Genomic DNA, 18,646 nt, shown 5'->3' on the forward strand with positions numbered 1-18,646 from the left:
TGTCCACGATTGTACGCTTTTGGGACTATCGTGAATCCTCGATGAGCAGTGACTCCGGAGATCTCTACAGCGTGCTGGGCATCGGCCCCGATGCCGATGCCCAGGCCGTCCGCGCGGCCTACCGCAAGCAGGCCCGACGCGCCCACCCCGACGCCGGCGGCACCGCCGAGGCCTTCCACCAGGTGCAGTCCGCCTGGGAGGTCCTCGGCGATGAGGCCGCCCGGGCCGCCTACGACCGCAGGCTGCGCCAGCCGCAGCGCCCAGACACCGAGGACGACGCCCCGAGCGCCGGCCCCACCTATGGGCGCGGCGGCTCGGCTGCGGCGTTCCGGACCACCGCCTCGGGCAGCACCTCGGCGCGCTCCTGGAGCGCGGACTCTGCCCGATCACCGTCCGGGACCGCCCACCTGGCGCCGGTGTACCTCCCGGACCTCTCCGAGCCGGAGCCGCTCTCGCTGCCGCTGACCAGTCAGCGCAGCCATGGCCGCTTCGCCGCGCGTGGCCTCTTCGGCGGTGGCCGCACGCGCCGCGCCGAGCGGATGGCGGGCCTGCTGGAGAAGCATGTGCTGGCCGAGCTGCCCACCGCGCGACTCTTCAACGCGGTCGCCATCGAACCTGCAGCCAAGGATCGACGTGGAGCGAGCCGGCCCCCGCGCGGCCCGGCCGTCGACCATGTCCTGGTCTGCGGCGACACCCTGGTCGTGGTCACCTCCCTCGAGGTGCCTGCCGCGGCCGCGTCCTGGGACGGGCGGCGGCTCCACGCCGCGGGCCGATCACTCACCCTGCCCGACCTCGCGGGAGAGTCCCGGCTGCTGCGGGCCACCCTGGAGGCCGGGATGCGCGAGACCGGACGCGAGACCAGCCTCAACCTGGGTCAGCAGATCGTGCTGCTCTCCCCCGACGGCGGCATGCAGAGCCCCGTGGTCGAGTCCCGCGGCGGCGCCGGACGCGCTCCACTGGCCCCGGCGCGCGCCTTCCGCAGCATCCGTGAACAGCTCGCCGCCTCCGCGCAGGCCAACGTGATCGACCGGCACCTGCTCGCCGCGCTGCGCAGGCAGCTGCAGAACCCGCTGGAGTGACGCGTGGCCGCCGCAGTGCGCGCCTGACCTCGAGCACTCGCCTCGCCCAGCCTCTGACGTCCGGGCGCCGGTAGGATGACCGGCGTGAAGAATCCGATACGCGTCCTGGTGGACCAGCCCGAGATCCCCGGCAACACCGGCAACCTGATCCGGCTGGCCGCCGTCACCGGGGTGGAGCTGCATCTCGCGGAGCCGCTGGGCTTCGACTTCGCCGACGCGAAGCTGCGCCGCGCCGGTCTGGACTATCACGATCTGGCCGTGATGACCGTGCACCCCAGCCTGGAGGCCGCCTACGCGGCGCTGGTCCCGGAGCGGATCTTCGCCTTCACCGGCGAGGGCACCGTCGGGCATACCTCGATCACCTACCGCGGCGGCGATGTGCTGCTCTTCGGCCGCGAATCCACCGGGCTCGACGACGCGGTCAAGGCCGACCCGCGCATCACCGAGCGGGTCCGGATTCCGATGCTCGCCTCCCGTCGATCGCTGAACCTGGCGAACTCCGTCTCGATCGCCGTCTACGAAGCCTGGCGTCAGGACGGTTTCACCGGGGCTGTCTGAGCCTCAGGAGGGTGTTGGTGACGCTGGAGCGCCCCGAGGATCGCTACACTCACCAACCATGGACACCGCCTCTGACCGCTCTGCATCGGACCGCCCCGACGACCTTCCCGACGGCGGCCGGACCCCCGCAGAACACGACCGCGGATCCGAGCATCTGACCCCGGACCTCGACGACGCCGGCACCCGGGAGTCGTCCTCCCCAGATGCCTCGCCCGACTCCGCTGAGGACGCCGGCGCCGGCGCCGAGCATGGTGAGGCCGCGCACGACCATGCATCTCACAACGCCGAGTCCCGGCGCGACCCGACCCTCAGCGAGCTCCTCGCCGGGTCGGCCCGCGGTGAGCAGCCCTCCTTCGCGACCTTCTACGAGGCCACCTCCGACGTGGTCTACGGCCTGGCGCTGCTCATGCACGAGGACGCCGAGGGCGCCCTGGACTCCACGCTGGCGGTCTACCACCAGCTCTGGGAGCAGGCGGATGAGCGCGCCCAGGATCTGCGGCTGCAGTCCCAGGCCTCAGAGCTGCTCACCGACGCGCACGCCGCCGACGAACAGGACCCCGACGACGCCTTCCGACCCAGCGAGTACGAGCTGGTGCTGGAATGGCTGGTGCCGCTGGCGCACCGGATCATCGTGGAGCGCTTCCGCGAGGGCCTCGCCACACCGATCCGACTCACCGTCGTCTCGGCCGAGGAGGGCGGAGGCATCGCCGGTCTCCCCGAGGAGATCATCGAGGACATCAGCGTCCTCTCGGACTCACAGTCCCAGGTGCTGGCGCTGAGCTATCTCGCCGGCGGCACCCACCAGCAGGTCGCGGCGACGGTCGGCTCCGCCGTTCCGGCCGTGAAGTCCCGGCTGCGCGACGGCATGACCCGGCTGCACGCCCGGCGCACCACGCGGGAGGCGGAGCTGGACCCGATCCTGCGCGCCGCCGTGACGAAGAAGGACGTGGAGCGCTCCGGGGCGGTCAAGCGGAACTTCACCGAGGACATCGCCACCGACGTGGAGAACGGCCTGCTGGTGGAGCTCGCCGAGATCCACGCGCTGGACGCGATCGACAACCGCGAACGGGCGGTGCTCGATGAGGCGGCGCTGACCGCGAACGACGCCGTGGCACGTGCCTGGGACACCCGGGTGCTGGCCGCCCGGCGCACCCTCGCCGAGATCTTCACCGCCTACCCGGTGGTTCCGCCGAGCCACCTGCTCGACGAGGTGCTGCACAACCTCTCCGACCAGGACGTCGGCATGGGGATGGTGGAATCCATCTCCAGCCACACCGAGGTCGCGCCGAAGCGTGAACCAGTGGTCAAGCGCTGGATGATCATGTCAGGACTGGCCGTCGTCATCTTGGCAGCCATCGGGCTGATCTGGGGTCTCACCACAGGTCAGGACATCCAGGCCACCGCGGACGACGATCCGGAGGCCCGGGTGGTCGACGGCATCGAACTCAGCGAGGGTGGCACCGCGCGCGCGGTGATCTCCAACGCGGAGGGCGTCGGCTATGTGGACTTCTCCGATGTCGGCGAGCTCGAGGGCGACACCACCTACCAGCTGTGGCTGATGCCGCGCGATGAGGGTCAGCCCAGCTCGCTGGGCAACTTCACCGCCTCCGAGCTGGAGGAGGAGATCGTCACCCTGCGCGACATCGAGGCCAACCGGGCCCTGCAGATCACCGTCGAGACGATCCGCGGCGAGGAGCGCCCGATGGGTGAGACCGCCGGAGAGATCGAGCTGCGCGAACGCGTCACCGACGGCCCGCAGTATGGCGGATCCGTCGATGAGGACCAGGAAGAGGACGAATGAGCGGAGCATCCATGTCTACCCCGAGCCACCACACCGAGTCCGGCGCCGGCGCTGCGCCCGGCACCGCCGACTTCGCGACCTGCGACCTCTACGACGACGACGAGTCGCTGCAGTCGCTCTCGCTGCAGCTATTGAACCTCGGCGGTCGGCCCCGCTTCACCGGGCCGATCAGGACCGTCCGCTGCTACCGGGACAACGGCCTGGTCAAGGAGCTGCTGAACTCTCCCGGAGCAGGATCCGTGCTCGTCGTCGACGGCGCGGGATCACTGGACTCGGCGCTGATCGGTGACATGATCGCAGCCTCCGCGATCGAGAACGGCTGGGCCGGCGTGGTCATCCACGGCGCCGTCCGAGACCGCGAACAGCTCGCGGAGATGGACCTCGGCGTGCGGGCGCTGGGCTCGAACCCACGAAAGTCGGTCAAGGACGGAGTCGGCGAGGTCGATGTGACCCTCCAGTTCGGCGGCGTCACCTTCGTGCCCGGAGCCACCCTCTGGTCCGACGCCGACGGCGTGCTGGTCACCCCCGTCTGAGCGGCCGATTCGGGAGGCGACGGCCTGGCCCGGGGCTTCAGGCGATCCTCGCTGAGCCTCAGAAGCCGCTGATCGTGTCCGGGGCGTTGACCGTGACCCAGTGGAACTCCTCAGCGAAGCCGCGGTCCCCATGGATCGCGCGCATCTGATCCAGCACGAAGCCCTCCATCCGGGCCGCGTCGGGATGCTGGCTGAAGTGCGCCCGCAGCGCCGTCAGCTTCACCGACTCCTGGCCCGAGACGTCTAGACGCAGGTTCACCCGCTCCTGCGGCGCCGTGGTGAGCAGCAGGTGCTGGATCTTGAAGGCGTCGAGCCCTCCGGCGGCCAGCTCCGGGTACGCGAAGGGGTTCTCCACGTACGGGTAGGACGCTCGGACCACTGCCTCACCGCAGGCCAGATGATCCGGGTGGGACTTCTGCAGCCGGTCCCAGGCGCGCTCCGGATGCGGAGAGATCACCACCTCAGGTCTGACCTGACGCATGATCCGCACGATCTTCCCGACCAGCTCGGCGGTGGGTGCGACGAAGCCGTCCCGCTCGTCGAGCAGGATCACCTCATCCACCCCGAGCACCGCGGCGGCCTGGCGCTGCTCGGCCTCACGCACCCGGGCCATCTCGGCGGCGTCGCGACCGGGTTCGAAGCCCCCGGCGTCACCGGCCGTGAGCAGACACAGGGTCACCTGCACCCCCGCTGCGGTGAACGCCGCGATGCTGCCGGCCGCTCCGAAGTCGATGTCGTCGGGGTGGGCCCCGAAGGCCAGCACCCGGGTGATGCCGTGCTCCGCGGCGAGGTGCGCCGGGGTCACCAGCGCGGAGCCGGCAGGGTCCCGAGCCTCAGCGCCGGCCTCAGAGCCGGACTCAGGATCAGGTCGCGCCAAGGGTCACCTCGGTCTCTTCCTGCTGACCGTCGCGCAGGTAGCTGATCGTCACGGTCTCCCCTGCGGCGTATTCGCGGATGGTGGCGGTCAGCGCGAGGGAGTCCTCGATCCGGCGGTCGTTGACCGCGGTGATGATGTCCCCGCTGGCCAGTCCCGCCTCGGCGGCCGGGGTGTTCTCCGGCACGTCATCGATCAGGGCGCCCACGGTGAAGCCGGGCATCACCGGCGCGAGTCCGGGCTCGGTCCCCTCCGGGGTCTCCTGGGAACCGGCGGCGGCGACGGTGACCCCGAGCAGCCCGTGGGACACCTCGCCGGTCTCGATCAGCTCCTGCGCCACGCGCTGGGCATAGTCGATCGGCACTGCGAAGCCCACGCCGATGGATCCGGCCTCGGTCTCGGCGGCTCCGCCGGAGGAGGCGATGGCGACGTTGACGCCGATCACCCGGCCCTCGGCGTCGACCAGGGCGCCGCCGGAGTTGCCGCGGTTGATCGCGGCGTCGGTCTGGATGACATTGAGGTGGATCGACCCCTGGGTCGGGGAACCCTCCATGTCCGGGAAGTAGAACTCGAATCCGTCGCCCTCTTCGCCCTCTTCAGGAGCGTCGGGGGCGTCGGCGCCCTCGTCCTCCACGGCGGAGGAGGCGACGGAGATGGTGCGGTTCAGCGTGGAGACGATGCCGTCGGTGACCGTGCCGGCCAGGCCGAGCGGGGCACCGATGGCGATGGACTGATCTCCGACGTTGAGATCGCCGGAGGAGCCCAGCTCGGCCGGCTGGAGCCCCTCGGTGTTCTCCAGCCGGATGACTGCGAGGTCGCTGAGCGGGTCGGTGCCCACGATCTCGGCGTTGGAGACCGAGCCGTCGCTCATCCGGACCTGGATGTCGGGGTCGGCTGCGGCGCCACCGAGGGTGACCACATGGGTGTTCGTCAGCACATGGCCCTGATCATCGAGGACGATCCCTGAGCCAGAGCCGCCCTGTCCGCCGTCGCTGACCGCGAGGGTCACGACCGAGGGAGAGGCCTTGGCCGCCGCGGCGGTGACCACGGTGGCGGAGTCGGGGTTGTTGATCTCGATCCCGCCGGTGTTGGACGTGCTGATGGCGCCGTCGTCGAGCACCGCCTGGGAACCGGCGACCACGCCGCCGCCGAGCAGTCCGGCGAGCAGCACTGCCAGCGCCAGACCGCCGACGCCGACGGTGCGCTTGGGCCGCGGCTGCTGCTGGGAGGCCTGACCGAATGCCGCGCCGGAGCCGTGCCCGCCATAGGAGCCATAGCCCTGCCCGGAGTATGAGGGGTCCTGGTTGTAGGCGGAATGACCGTGCTGGCCGTACTGACCCTGGGTGTACTCCCCGTGGCCGTACTCGCCCTGACCGGACTGAGCCCCGTACTGGGCACCCTGCGGGTCGTTGCCGTACTGGCCCTGGGTGTAGTGACCCTCGCCGGGCTCACCCCGACCCTGCTGGCCAAGGCCCTGCTGACCAAGACCCTGCTGACCAAGACCGTGCTGTCCATGGCCCGGCTCGCCCTGGCCATAGCCGCCCTGCGCGTACGGGACGTGCTGCGAGCTTGGCGTCCCGGAGGGGGAGACGGGCCAGCCGGCGGAGTAGGACTCAACTCCGGGCTGTGTCCCGGACCCGGTCTCCGAAATGGGTGCGGTCTGACCCTGAGATTCGTGCTCCGCCGCAGCGGACGGGTCTGGACCGGGCGGGACAGGAGCGATCCGCGCCGTGGCGTCCTCCGGTGGGTCGACGTCGTCCCGCCGAGGACTGTTGTGCGGATCTGAACTCATGGTGGAACCTGCCTTTGTGGTCTTGCGGTGCAATAGTGTGGCGGCCGGAGCGTGACACGCCTGCTCTCGCGGGGCTCGACTGCTATTGTCCGCGCCCATCCTGTATCGATGACGATAACGGCCTGGATGCCTCCTGGACGATTCCAGGAGATGCCGACACCGTGCCCCTACGCTCACAGGCGAGCTGACAGTTGGCTGATAGACGATGTCATAGGCCACTTATAGACTCGGCCCATGGTGCCCGACGCAGTCCTCAATCCACCCATCACGCTCGGAATGATCGTCATCGGCCCCCTCCTGATCGGTGCCGTCATCCTCGGCCTGATCGGCCTGGGCGCGGTGTGGCTCTCCGGCGGCAAGAAGCAGGACCGACGGCTCCAGGGCTTCGCGAACAACCAGCGTCTCGCCGGCGGCCAGGACTCCGGACCCCGTTCCGCAGAGGACCGGCGGCTGGCCGGACTGAGCCTGGAGGAGCTGCGCCGCGAGGCCGGTTCGCTGCTGATCGCCGCGGACAACGCGGTGAACTCCTCCGAGCAGGAGATCCTCTTCGCCAGTGCCGCCTACGGCGATGACCAGGTCGCCCCCTTCCAGAAGGATGTGGACGAGGCCCGGGAGCACCTTCAGGAGTCCTTCCGGATGCAGCACCAGGTGGACCGGGACCCTCCGGAGGACGAGGAGCAGGCCCGCGAGCTGCTGCGCAAGGTCATCGCCAACTGCCAGCGGGTCAACGAGACCCTCGAGTCGCACCGGCAGGACTTCGAGTCGCTGCGCAGCCTCGAGCTGGACCCGCGCCCTGCCCTGGAACAGCTGCGCACCCGGATCGGCGAGCTCCATACCCGTCGAGAGCAGGCACAGAAGCGCCTCCCAGACCTGCAGTCGAAATACGACGACGACGCGCTCACCTCCTTCACCGAAGGACTGACGCACTCCGCTCGCAGCCTCGCCCACGCCGAGGGCTCCGCCCAGGACGCCGAGAAGGCGCTCACCGGGTCCACGGCCTCCGACGCCGTCGTCGCGATCCACGCCGGAGAGGAGGCGGCCGGGGAGGCCGGGAAGCTGATCGACTCCCTGGAGGAGACCCAGCTGCGGCTGCGCAGCGCCGAGCAGAACCTCGGGATCGGCCTGGACCAGACCGAGCAGGACATCGCCCAGGCCCGCGCCACCATGCAGGCCGGCCAGTCCGCAGAGCTCGCCGGACCCATCGCCGCCGCCGAGGCCGCGGTCACCCAGGTCCGCCGGGCGTTGGACTCCGGGGCGAAGACCAATCCGCTGGAGCTGCTGAACTCGCTCGAGATCGCCCATCGGGAACTCGACGAGCCGCTGAACGCGGTCCGTGACCAGCAGGCCCGGGACCGACGCGCCCGGGAAGTGCTGCAGACCGAGATCCTCACCGCCCGGCACCAGGTGCAGTCCTCCCGTGACTATCTGCGCTCCAAGCGCAGCGGGGCGACCTCCAGGACCCGGATGGCCGAGGCCGAACGCACCCTGGCCGAGGCGGAATCCATCGGAGACCGCCAGCCGGCCAAGGCCCTCGAACTGGCCACCCAGGCCAAGACCCTGGCCGTCCAGGCCGCCCAGATCGCCCGGCAGGAATCCGCCGAGGACGCGCTCAGCGGCGGAGACGGAGGCTACGGCGGCGGGTTCGGCGGATTCGGCATGCCGGGCGGCTTCGGGCATATGGGCGGTGGCGGATACGGGCATATGGGCGGTGGCGGCTCCGGGCGTCGTCGTCGGATGTTCTGAGTCTTCGTCGGGGCCGCGCCATGGCCGTGTGAAGAACCCGTGACTAGTATCGACAACGTGAGCAATCGATAGACATTGATGCACAAGGAAAGGTGAACACTGTGAGCAAGCAGTCCATTTTAGGTCGCATGTCCCAGCTGGTCCGCGCGAACGTCAACGCGATGCTGGATCGCTCCGAGGACCCGGAGAAGATGCTCGACCAGATGGTCCGAGACTTCACCAACAACATCTCGGAGGCCGAAGAGGCGATCGCCCAGACCATCGGCAACCTGCGCATGATGGAGGACGACTACAGCGAGGATCTCGAGAACTCGCGGTCCTGGGGCCAGAAGGCGCTCGCCGCCTCCCGCAAGGCGGATGAGTTCCGCGACGGCGGCAACGCCGAGAACGCACAGAAGTTCGACAACCTGGCCAAGGTCGCCATCCAGCGCCAGATGGAGGCGGAGTCCTCGGCGAAGTCCGCCGAGCCGACCATCTCCTCCCAGCGCGAGATCGTGGACCGGCTCAAGACCGGTCTCGAGCAGATGAAGACCAAGCGTCAGCAGCTGGTGTCCAAGCGCGATGAGCTGATCGCCCGCTCCCGCGCCGCACACGCCCAGTCCCAGGTCCACGACGCGGTGAAGTCCATCGACGTGATGGACCCGACCTCCGAGGTGGGGCGCTTCGAAGAGAAGATCCGCCGCGAAGAGGCCAAGGTGCGCGGGCAGAACGAGCTCGCCGCCTCCTCGCTGGACGCGCAGTTCGAGTCCCTCGAGGACCTGGGCGAGCAGGCCGAGGTCGAGGCCCGTCTCGCCGCGCTGAAGTCCGGCAGCTCGGCACCGGCGGCCCTGGGCGCCGGCAGCTCGAATGCCGGATCCTTCGACGGTCAGGCCACCGAGGACTACACCGCACAGCTCGAGGCCGAGGAGCGCGATCGCGCCTGAGCGAGGCTGTATGACGTCGGTTCAGCGGTCACGCTGAAGTGATGGAACAATGGGGAGTGAACGCGATGTTCACTCCCCATTGTCATCGCAGCAACCCAACCTTCAGGAGATCTCCGTGACCACTGAGTCCACCTCGCACACTGCTGCCGCCACCGGCGCCACCGCTGTGAACACCGGACTGGCCCAGATGCTCAAGGGTGGCGTGATCATGGACGTGGTCACCCGCGAGCAGGCCCGCATCGCCGAAGACGCCGGTGCCGTCGCAGTCATGGCCCTCGAGCGTGTGCCCGCCGACATCCGCGCCACCGGCGGCGTCGCTCGCATGTCGGATCCCGATCTGATCACCGGCATCATCGACGAGGTCTCGATCCCCGTGATGGCCAAGGCCCGGATCGGCCACTTCGTCGAGGCGCAGATCCTCGAGCACCTCAAGGTCGACTACATCGACGAGTCCGAGGTCCTCTCCCCCGCGGACTACATCCACCACATCGACAAGTCGAAGTTCAAGGTGCCCTTCGTCTGCGGCGCCACCAACCTCGGTGAGGCGCTGCGCCGGATCACCGAGGGTGCCTCGATGATCCGCTCCAAGGGCGAGGCCGGCACCGGCGACGTCTCCGAGGCGATGAAGCACATCCGCACCATCAACGGTGAGATCAACCGGCTCACCTCGCTGGCCGAGGACGAGCTGTACCTGGCCGCGAAGGACCTGCAGGCCCCCTACGAGCTGGTCAAGCAGGTCGCTCGCGAAGGTCGCCTGCCGGTCGTCCTCTTCGTCGCCGGCGGCGTGGCCACCCCGGCCGATGCCGCGATGATGATGCAGATGGGCGCTGACGGCGTGTTCGTGGGCTCGGGCATCTTCAAGTCCGGCAACCCCGCCGAGCGCGCGGCCGCCATCGTGAAGGCCACCACCTACTATGACGATCCCGCCGTGGTCGCCGAGGCCTCCAAGGGCCTGGGCGAGGCGATGGTCGGCATCAATGTGGCTGACCTCCCGGCACCGCACCGGCTGGCCGAGCGCGGCTGGTGAGCGCACCCCGCATAGGGGTCCTGGCGCTGCAGGGGGCGGTGGCCGAGCATGCTCGCGCGCTGCGCTCCGCCGGCGCCGAGGTCTCCACCGTGCGACGTCCCGCCGAGCTCGAGGGCCTGGACGGGCTGATCGTGCCCGGCGGAGAATCCACCACCATGGCTCGGCTTGCCGCCCCGGTGCGACTCATGGAGTCCATCCGGGAGCGGCACGCCGAGGGCATGGCGATGTTCGGCACCTGCGCCGGCATGATCCTGATGGCCGATCGGATCCTCGACGCCGAGGCGCTGACCGGCTTCGAGCGCATCGGCGGTCTCGACGTGGTTCTCCGGCGCAACGGCTACGGCAGCCAGCTCGAATCCTTCATCGGTCCGCTGCAGGTGTCCGGGCTCCCCGGCGATGACCCGACCCCGCTTCAGGCGGTGTTCATCCGTGCCCCGGTGATCGAATCCCTGGGCGCCGACGTGGAGGTCATCGCCTCCTGGCAGGACCGCCCGGTGGCCGTCCGGCAGGGTCGGATCCTGGCTGCCAGCTTCCATCCCGAGCTGACCCCGGATCACCGGCTGCACGAGTATTTCGTGGAGATCAGCGCGCAGCGCACCGTCAGCTGATCTGAAATTCAGGTCCGGTTCGGGCATGATGTCCCAAGAACGCCGCACGCGGGACCATCGACCCTGGAGAGAACATGACTGACGGACCACATCACGGGCAGAGCTCCTCCGGGCCGGCCGCCCGCGCCGCCGATCCGAACACGCCCCAGGTCCAGCTGCACATGCTCGCCGGAGACCACCCCGAACTCCGCCCGCTCATCGCGGGGAACCCCAACACCTACCCCGAGCTGCTGCAGTGGCTCGCCGAGCTGGGCGACCCAGCGGTCGACGCCGCGCTGGCCCGCCGATCCGCCGGGGCAGGCTCTGAGACCACCGAGTTCTCAGCCGTGCGGGACGACCACACTCAGAGGTATGCGTCCGACGCAGCGCAGGACCCGGCGGCGCAGGACTATGATCAGCCCTACGCGCAGCCTTCCCAGCCGAGCTACCCGCAGTCGCCGTCGCGGACCGGCTACTATCCCGTCGCCCCTGCGGGACCGGCTCCCTGGGAGGCGCCCGGCGCGCCGTCGTCGTTCGTCGAGCCCGGACCGGAGCCGCGCCGTCGTGGCGGCGGAGTCTGCGCCATCCTCTTCCTGATCCTTCTGATCCTCGGCGCCGGTGCGGTCGCCGCCTACTTCCTGTTCTTCAACGGACCGCTCAGCGGGGACGAGGATCCGGCCCAGGAGACCTCAGTGTCCGAGGAAGCGGCTCAGGAGCAGACCGAGGAGCAGGGTCAGGCTGACGAAGAGGCCCCAGCCACCGAAGACGGTGCCACCGAGGAGCCCGAGGCAGCCGACGCCACCGAGGACCCCGAGACGGTCCGCCCGGCGCCCGAAGGTGCCCAGGAGATTCCCGCCTTCACCGCGCCCTCCGGCAACATCAACTGCGCCCTCGGGGAGGACGAGCTCGAGTGCAGCATCCTGGACTACAGCTTTGAGACCCCGCAGGACTGCGAGGGACCGGCGCGCCTCACGGTCGGGGCCGAGGACGCGCAGCTCGGCTGCGGCAGCACCGAGGGTGCGAACTCAGCGACCCTGCAGTATGGCCAGTCGGCCAGCAACGGCCGGTTCGCCTGCGTCTCCTCGGAGTCCGGCTTCGAATGTTGGAACACCGAGACCGGCAACGGGTTCTTCATGGCGCGGGAGAGCTACCAGCTGCAGAACTGAGCCGTCTCTGCGCTGGTCAGCCGCCCCCGGATCCGGTGACCGGAGTAAACTTCGGTCGAACCGAATTGTTCGCGCTGCACGGCTGGCCTGGATCGCCGCCGTCGGGACGGAAAAGGAACGCATGGCTTCGATCGACGACGACCTCGGCGGCATCGCCGCGGATCCCCGCACCGACTGGGACACTCTGCACTGGCTCGCGGAGAACCACCCCTCGCTGCGCCCGGCCGTCGCGGAGAATCCTGCCACCTACCCCGAGCTGCTCGAGGCGCTGGCCACCCTGGGAGACCCCGAGATCGACGCCGCGCTCGCCCGGCGCGAGACCACCGCTGCGTCCACCGAACCGGCGGAGCCCCCCGCATCTGATCCGGCACACCCGGCACCCGCGGCCGCCTGGGCCCACACCCCGGGCGAGGCTGCGCCCATCGGGCATGACCAGCCCGGCGTGGAGGACACCGGTGAGATCGACGCGGTCTCCGCTGAGGACTCTCGAGCAGCACCGAGCGTGGCTGCAGGTGCGGCCGAGGGTTCATGGTTCGCCAACGGGTCCTTCGACGGCGCACCGGCGGGGTATTCCACGATGGCTCCACCGGTCCGCTCCCCTGCCGCCCGGCCTGCCGCCTACCCTCGGCGTCAGTCCAAGGCGCCGAGGTTCGTGCTGGCCGTTCTGCTGCCGGTCCTGGTGCTGGTCGCCCTGACCGCGCTGGCCCTGTCCATGCTGGACGGGGGATCCCCCGAGGATTCCACCGCGGCCGAGGCCCCGGCGCAGGCCCAGTCTTCGGAGGAGGCTGAAGGGGAGTCTGAGGACGAGTCCGCGGAGGAGCCGGAGCCCAGCCCCACCCCGGAACCTCCGACCCCGGAGGAGCTGCGCGCCGAGGTCGCGGCGCTGCCGGGAGAGTCCAGCTGTGAATCCCCCGCCGAGGACGGCGAGGTGCTCGCCGCGCTCGCCTCCGCCACCACGCAGGACGGCAGCTGGGTGGAGCCCGAGGACGGAACCCTGGTCCAAGAAACGCTGACCGGGCTGCAGGAGAGCTGCGGCAGCTCCCACGCGGCGGCGTTGTTCCTGGATCTGCGCGAGTCGGAGGAGACCGCCTCCGCACTGCGCGGCACGGCCGAGGACATGGGCTCCGCCTGGATCCAGGCCGCCGCCCCCGCCCAGGGCCTGGCGCTGACCTCCTTCGTCTCCCCCGACGGCAATGTGCTGTGCGAACTGGCAGACACGCTGCGCTGCCGGGTGCTGCAGCACAGCTTCGCCGCCCCCGATGGGTGCACCGAGGGCGTCACCTACTCCATCGCGGTCGACCGCGCGGCGGAGCCGGACTGCGAGAACCCGGTGCCGCAGCAGGGCCAGCAGGTGCTCGGCTACGGGCAGACCGCGTCGAACGAGTTCTTCGCCTGCACGTCCTTCCAGTCGCAGATGTCCTGCTGGAACCAGCTCACCGGAGAAGGCATCAACCTCTCAGCCAGCCGCAACTGGACCTACTGAGCGCTCCGCTCAGCTGCGTCGGCCGTGAGGGCTCAGACCACTTCGGGGTTGAGCGCACCGGCGCGGGCGATGAGGCTGCGGAACTCGGCATGGTCCAGGTGCTCCAGGGACGTGAAGGTCAGCGCGGCGGCGCCCACCTTCACCCGTCCGAGCCGCTCGGCGCGCTGCTGGACGAGGTACCTGCCGTCCTCTGCCGCGTTGACGTAGACGGAGAGATGCTTGGTCTGCTCGGCGAGTCCGATGAGGAACCAGTCCACAGCCGCCCCGCGGGGCCTGGGCTGGCGGAGCTTCCCGTAGCCGATGATCGTCTGATCGGTGCCGCCCCACATGCGGCCGCGCCAGAGGACCCGACTCAGTCCGGGCAGCTCCTCGGTGATCCAGCCGTCCAGCACGGTCATCTCTGCCGAGCGTCCCGCGGCCGTGAGGTAGTCATCCACGCTGTCTGTGACCGGTTCCATCACCCGAGCCTACCGGGCGGCTCGGCGGGTCTCACCTGACACGTGGCTGCCGCTCACCCGTCGGTGAGCATGGATCGGGGAAGAGCACCCGGGGCACGAACCAGAGACAGAAGATCATGCCGAGGAGCTCGACCAGGGACTGCATGACCACGACGATCGCCACGGTCTCCCAGCCCGCGGGCAGCGCCAGCGCGAGAGGCAGCACGATGAAGGAGTTGCGCGTGCCCATCGAGAACGCCAACGTGCGCCCCTGAGCCGGATCCAACCGCGCGACACCGGCGAGGGACCTCGACAGCAGCAGGCTGATCCCCAGAAAGAGGACGACCACGCCGAGCACCACCGGCAGCAGCTGCGCGCCGGCCAGGACCGAGCCGACCTGCGCGACGGCGACGAGCAGCACCACCACCGCCAGCAGCGGCACCGGCCACCAGCCGAGACGGAGGACGACGCCGGCTCCCGTTCGGCTGCGTGCGGCCCACAGCTCGGTCAACACCGCCAGCCCGAGCGGCAGCAGCACCACCACGAAGGCGGGCCAGACATCGGCAGGCGCGAACACCACGCGCAGATCAGCGTCCGCCATCAGCCACAGATACAGCGGGAGGAGCAGCAGCTGGAGCACCAGCAGCACCGGGGTCAGCGCGGTCGCCCGGGTCGCGTCGCCGCTGCCCAGCTGGCTGAAGGTGATGAACCAGTCGGTGCACGGCACCAGCAGGACCAGCAGCAGTCCCAGCTGCAGCGCCTGATCGGCGGGGATGAACTGGATCAGCGCCCAGACCACTGCGGGCAGCAGGACGAAGTTGCCCAGCAGCGCCGCCGCGATGAACCGACCCTCGGTGAACGCAGCCGGCACCGAGGCCATCGGCACCTGGGTGAACGTCGCGTAGAGCAGCAGGGCCAGCACCGGCCAGAGCAGCGCGTCCGCGGTGTCGCTCAGTCCGGGGAGGAGGCTTCCCGAGATGAGCCCCACCGCGACGGCGCCGAGATAGACCCACACCTGGTGGCGTTCAAGGGTCTCGCGTCTCATCTGTCCCCTGGGTCATGGCGGTGGTGTCATCGTCCCGGGACAGGCCCGTCCGAGAGCTCGGCACCCTCGAGCCTGCCTGCCTGTCCTGACTCCTTGGATACTAGCGGTGCGACACCGGTGAGGACGGTCCTGCCCAGGGGACCTACGCCCCTGGACGTCGTGCGCCGGCGGGCGGATGGTGGAGGCAGCGGCGGGCCTGCGACATCCGCGGCCCGTCGATGTCGCTGAGGATCGAGAGGCGCAGTGCGGATGGATGCCCAGCAATCCCGGGATCAGGAGATTGAACGGTTGTCTGCGCAGGTCGCCCGGCTGCAGGCGCAGCTGAGGACCCGGCCGGCGCCGGTCCGACCTCCATCGGCCACGCGCAAGCCCGGCCTGGGGCGCCGGTTCCTTGCGGTGCTGCTGATCACGCTCGGGGTGCTCCTCGCGCCGATCTCCGTGGTCGCGGCCTGGACGAAGACCGAGCTCACCGATACCGACCAGTTCGTCGCGACCGCGGCCCCGATCCTCGATGACCCCGCGTTCCAGACCTTCCTGGTCGATGAGGTCACCGCGGCGATCAACGAGGAGATCGACCTCGAGGCGATCACGTCTGACCTGTTCGACGGGATCGCAGGTCTGGACCTCTCCCCCAGGGCCGCCGAGGCCCTCCAGCTGCTCGAGCAGCCCGCCGTGGAAGGCGCACAGGCGCAGATCCGCACCGCCGCCGAGCGGCTCATCGCCTGTGCGCCTTCGCGCAGGTGTGGGACCAGGCGCTGCGGATCAGTCACGCCCGGATGACCGCGGTGCTCAGCGGGGACACCTCCGGGGCCGTCGTGGTCAGCGCCACGGGTGAGGTGGGCATCCAGCTTGGACCGGTCATCGCTGCGGTCAAGGAGCGGCTGGCCGCGCAGGGGTTCGCGCTGGCCGACCGCATCCCGGAGGTCGACCGGACGGTCGTCGTCGCCCAGTCCGAGGAGCTGGTCCAGGCCCGCTCGGCCTACCGGGTGCTCGTGCTGCTCGGCTTCGTGCTCCCCTGGGTGAGCCTCGGTCTGCTGGCGGCCGGAGTCCTGGTCGCGAGCGGGCGGGCGCGGGTCATGATCTGGGTGGGCCTGGGTCTGGCGTTGACGATGGCGCTCCTCGGGCTGGGCGTGACCCTGGGACGCATCTTCACCGTCGCCGCGGTCTCACAGCACCTGCCGGCGGATGTCGCCGAGGCGGTCTACGACGCTCTGGTGCCGGGGCTCTACTCGACGGCCGTCGCCGTCGGAGTTCTCGGAGCGACCTCCGCCGTCGTCGCCTACCTCGCCGGGCCGTTCCGCGGCGCAGTCACGGTCCGGCGCCTGACCGCGCAGGCGGTCGGGCGCACGCGTCGTGGTCACGCTGCTCGACCTGCTGCAGCGGCCACCGACGTGAAGGACTCCGGTGAAGAGGCCGTCGGTCAGGAGACCGACGGGGCAGCTCCCCAGGCAACGGTCACCGCGCCCGAGTGAGCAGGTCCGCGGCGTTCGGTCCCCGTCGGCGCGGCCCCTGAGCCGGGATAAGATCCGATCATGGATACCTGCAATGCTTGTCAGGGGCATTACCGCGACCTGCTGGAGATGTACCCAGACCCGGTCGTCATGGTGGCTGCGAGCGGTCTCATGGTCGCGGTCAGCGACCTGGCAGCCGAGGTGTTCGGCTACTCGCCCGAGGAGCTCCTCGGAATGCCCCCGGAGCTGCTGATCGGCGGGGCACCGGATCCCACGGCTGTGGCTCGGGCGTTGACTGCCCAGCAGCTTCTGATCTCGCGGATGAGTTCCGGCCAGGAGCTGCGCGGCCGCCGCAAGGACGGCACCGAGTTCCCCGCGGAGGTCTCTCTGCGTCAGCTGAGCGTGGGCGAGGCTCGCCTCACCCTGGCTTCGGTCCGCGATGTCACCGCGCTTCGCGAGGCCGAGGCGCAGCGCCGTGAGGCGGAGCAGGTCTTCGCGCTCGGCGCCCGCCACTTCCCGATCGGCATCGCCATTGCTGACATTGATGGACGTCTGACCCGGGTGAACCCTGCCGCGTGCACGGTTCTCGGACGCTCCGCCGAGAACCTCATCGGTCACCTGCTCTCGGAGTTCATCCACCCGTCCCACTCCGAGGAGGGGTCGCTCTTCGACCAGGTCCTCATCGACCATGCCGACAACAGCTGTCAGGTATGTCGCTATCTGCGCCCGGACGGTGAGGTCGTGCACGTGGAGAAGACCGTCGTGCTGCTGCGCGACAACGCTGGCAACCCGGAATCGTTCTATGTCCAGCTGCAGGACATCACGGCGCGCAAGAAGGTCGAGGCGGAGCTCGAGCAGCTGGCCAATCATGATCCGCTGACCGGCCTCGCCAACCGGAGGCTCATGACCGAGCAGCTGACGCGTTCGCTCGCCCGGGCGGCCCGGGTGGACGAGCAGGTGACCGTGCTGTTCATCGACCTTGATCAGTTCAAGGTGGTCAATGATGCACGAGGCCATGCCTCCGGTGACGCGCTGCTCCTGCAGCTGGCGACGCGTCTGAAGAAGCTCACCCGCCGAAGTGACCTGCTGGCACGATTCGGCGGCGACGAATTCGTCATCGTCTGCGACGACCTGAACACCGAGGGCGCTGAGAAGCTCGGCGGGCGCATCGCGGCAGCCGCTCATGAACCCTTCATGCTGGACGGCGAAGAGATCTTCGCCAGTGTCAGCATCGGTATCGCGTTCTCCGAACCCGGTGACACCGCCGACTCGCTGCTGCGCAAATCAGATGTGGCGATGTATGACGTCAAGGAGACCGGCAGGGCCGGCGCCGCCGTCTTCGATGACCAGATGCAGCGCAAGGCGACTCAGCGGATGGCGACGAAGACACACCTCGGCGGGGCTCTGCGTCGAAATGAGCTGCGCCTGCGATTCCAGCCGATCATGGATCTCAGAACCGACGCACCGGTGGGCTTTGAAGCGCTCGTGCGCTGGGAGCATCCCCAGAGGGGGCTGCTGTCTCCCTCAGAGTTCCTCCCGGTCGCCGAAGAGAGCGGCCTGATCGTCGACCTGGGCAGGTGGGTGCTGGAGAACGCACTCCGGCAGCTGCGGGACTGGGAGTCGCGGCTCCCCGACGTCCGGGACCTGTCCATCGCGGTGAACGTCTCCACGCGTCAGCTGCAGGATCCCGGATGCATCTCGTTCACCGAGGAGACGCTGGCACTGACCGGCGTCGACCCGCGACGATTGCACCTGGAGATCACCGAGACCACCCTGATGGGAGATGTCGAGGCCGCCATCCGGCACATGACTCAGGCGGCGGAGCTCGGGGTCCGCCTCGGCATCGATGATTTCTGGGTGGGCCATTCCTCGCTGAGCTACCTGCACCGACTGCCCGCTCACACGCTCAAGATCGACAAGTCATTCATCCAGGACCTGGGTGGAACCGAAACACGTCCCACGCTCATCGTCGAGACCATCATCCGCCTGGCTCACGCGCTGGGGCTGGACGTCATCGCCGAGGGGGTGGAGACCGAAACGCAGCGTGCCGAGCTCTGTCGACTTGGCAGCGACAAGGCCCAGGGCTACCTGTGGGCACGGCCGCTGAGTCCCGACGATGCGCTCGCCTAGCTCGAAGCCCGGTGGAA

General features: G+C 69.5%; 17 protein-coding genes. 13 read left to right on the forward strand and 4 right to left on the reverse strand.

Annotated elements, in window-relative coordinates; genetic code table 11:
- Positions 1-41 precede the first annotated feature (41 nt).
- From BCL67_RS10880 to rraA, 4 genes are all read left to right on the forward strand, one after another.
- A complete protein-coding gene (locus BCL67_RS10880; RefSeq protein WP_106123459.1) occupies positions 42-1,079 on the forward strand; it encodes a J domain-containing protein in 1,038 nt (345 codons plus the stop codon).
- Between the two features lie 75 nt (positions 1,080-1,154).
- Positions 1,155-1,637 carry a tRNA (cytidine(34)-2'-O)-methyltransferase gene (locus BCL67_RS10885; RefSeq protein ID WP_106123460.1) on the forward strand — a complete coding sequence of 161 codons (483 nt, stop codon included), beginning with the start codon at positions 1,155-1,157 and terminating at the stop codon, positions 1,635-1,637.
- 58 nt (positions 1,638-1,695) lie between these two features.
- Positions 1,696-3,438, forward strand: coding sequence for an anti-sigma factor domain-containing protein (locus BCL67_RS10890; RefSeq protein WP_106123461.1), 1,743 nt, complete (start codon positions 1,696-1,698; stop codon positions 3,436-3,438).
- 11 nt (positions 3,439-3,449) lie between these two features.
- Entirely contained in the window at positions 3,450-3,971 is a 522-nt protein-coding gene (gene rraA / locus BCL67_RS10895; RefSeq protein ID WP_106123462.1) for a ribonuclease E activity regulator RraA, read from the forward strand.
- 58 nt (positions 3,972-4,029) lie between these two features.
- Here rraA and BCL67_RS10900 read toward each other — a convergent pair whose 3' ends face one another.
- Both BCL67_RS10900 and BCL67_RS10905 read right to left on the reverse strand, forming a co-directional pair.
- The gene (locus BCL67_RS10900) at positions 4,030-4,776 is read right to left on the reverse strand and encodes a PIG-L deacetylase family protein (RefSeq protein WP_258174981.1); all 747 of its coding nucleotides are present in this window, start codon (positions 4,774-4,776) and stop codon (positions 4,030-4,032) included.
- 58 nt (positions 4,777-4,834) lie between these two features.
- Positions 4,835-6,637: a S1C family serine protease gene (locus BCL67_RS10905; protein WP_106123463.1), complete on the reverse strand. Its 1,803-nt coding sequence runs from the start codon at positions 6,635-6,637 to the stop codon at positions 4,835-4,837.
- A gap of 234 nt (positions 6,638-6,871) precedes the next feature.
- Between BCL67_RS10905 and BCL67_RS15500 the strand changes: the two genes are divergently transcribed.
- The 6 genes from BCL67_RS15500 (at position 6,872) to BCL67_RS10935 (ending at position 13,566) form a co-directional block, all read left to right on the forward strand.
- On the forward strand, positions 6,872-8,380 hold the full coding sequence (locus tag BCL67_RS15500) for a hypothetical protein (protein ID WP_181255982.1): 1,509 nt from the start codon (positions 6,872-6,874) through the stop codon (positions 8,378-8,380).
- Between the two features lie 101 nt (positions 8,381-8,481).
- Positions 8,482-9,303, forward strand: coding sequence for a PspA/IM30 family protein (locus BCL67_RS10915; protein WP_106123465.1), 822 nt, complete (start codon positions 8,482-8,484; stop codon positions 9,301-9,303).
- Between the two features lie 115 nt (positions 9,304-9,418).
- Positions 9,419-10,330, forward strand: a complete 912-nt coding sequence (gene pdxS, locus BCL67_RS10920) for a pyridoxal 5'-phosphate synthase lyase subunit PdxS (protein WP_258174976.1) — start codon at positions 9,419-9,421, stop codon at positions 10,328-10,330.
- Positions 10,327-10,938: a pyridoxal 5'-phosphate synthase glutaminase subunit PdxT gene (pdxT, locus tag BCL67_RS10925; RefSeq protein WP_258174977.1), complete on the forward strand. Its 612-nt coding sequence runs from the start codon at positions 10,327-10,329 to the stop codon at positions 10,936-10,938. The genes pdxS and pdxT overlap by 4 nt, the downstream gene beginning before the upstream one ends.
- 74 nt (positions 10,939-11,012) lie before the next feature.
- Positions 11,013-12,083 carry a variant leucine-rich repeat-containing protein gene (locus BCL67_RS10930; RefSeq protein ID WP_106123468.1) on the forward strand — a complete coding sequence of 357 codons (1,071 nt, stop codon included), beginning with the start codon at positions 11,013-11,015 and terminating at the stop codon, positions 12,081-12,083.
- A 121-nt stretch (positions 12,084-12,204) separates the two neighbouring features.
- Positions 12,205-13,566, forward strand: a complete 1,362-nt coding sequence (locus tag BCL67_RS10935) for a variant leucine-rich repeat-containing protein (RefSeq protein ID WP_106123469.1) — start codon at positions 12,205-12,207, stop codon at positions 13,564-13,566.
- Between the two features lie 32 nt (positions 13,567-13,598).
- Here BCL67_RS10935 and BCL67_RS10940 read toward each other — a convergent pair whose 3' ends face one another.
- Together BCL67_RS10940 and BCL67_RS10945 are read right to left on the reverse strand one after the other, a co-directional pair.
- Positions 13,599-14,024, reverse strand: coding sequence for a DUF1801 domain-containing protein (locus tag BCL67_RS10940; RefSeq protein ID WP_106123470.1), 426 nt, complete (start codon positions 14,022-14,024; stop codon positions 13,599-13,601).
- A 31-nt stretch (positions 14,025-14,055) separates the two neighbouring features.
- Positions 14,056-15,048 carry a bile acid:sodium symporter gene (locus BCL67_RS10945; RefSeq protein ID WP_106123471.1) on the reverse strand — a complete coding sequence of 331 codons (993 nt, stop codon included), beginning with the start codon at positions 15,046-15,048 and terminating at the stop codon, positions 14,056-14,058.
- Between the two features lie 249 nt (positions 15,049-15,297).
- Here BCL67_RS10945 and BCL67_RS10950 point away from each other — a divergent pair, with 249 nt between their 5' ends.
- Genes BCL67_RS10950 through BCL67_RS10960 form a run of 3 tightly spaced genes read left to right on the forward strand, consistent with a single transcriptional unit; the run spans position 15,298 to position 18,629 of the window.
- Entirely contained in the window at positions 15,298-15,828 is a 531-nt protein-coding gene (locus tag BCL67_RS10950; RefSeq protein ID WP_106123472.1) for a hypothetical protein, read from the forward strand.
- A complete protein-coding gene (locus BCL67_RS10955; RefSeq protein ID WP_106123473.1) occupies positions 15,825-16,520 on the forward strand; it encodes a hypothetical protein in 696 nt (231 codons plus the stop codon). Before BCL67_RS10950 ends, BCL67_RS10955 begins: the two co-directional genes overlap by 4 nt.
- A 60-nt stretch (positions 16,521-16,580) precedes the next feature.
- The gene (locus BCL67_RS10960; RefSeq protein ID WP_106123474.1) at positions 16,581-18,629 is read left to right on the forward strand and encodes a putative bifunctional diguanylate cyclase/phosphodiesterase; all 2,049 of its coding nucleotides are present in this window, start codon (positions 16,581-16,583) and stop codon (positions 18,627-18,629) included.
- The last annotated feature ends 17 nt before the right edge of the window (positions 18,630-18,646 follow it).

Source organism: Nesterenkonia sandarakina (genome assembly GCF_003003175.1).
Taxonomy (GTDB): domain Bacteria; phylum Actinomycetota; class Actinomycetes; order Actinomycetales; family Micrococcaceae; genus Nesterenkonia; species Nesterenkonia sandarakina_A.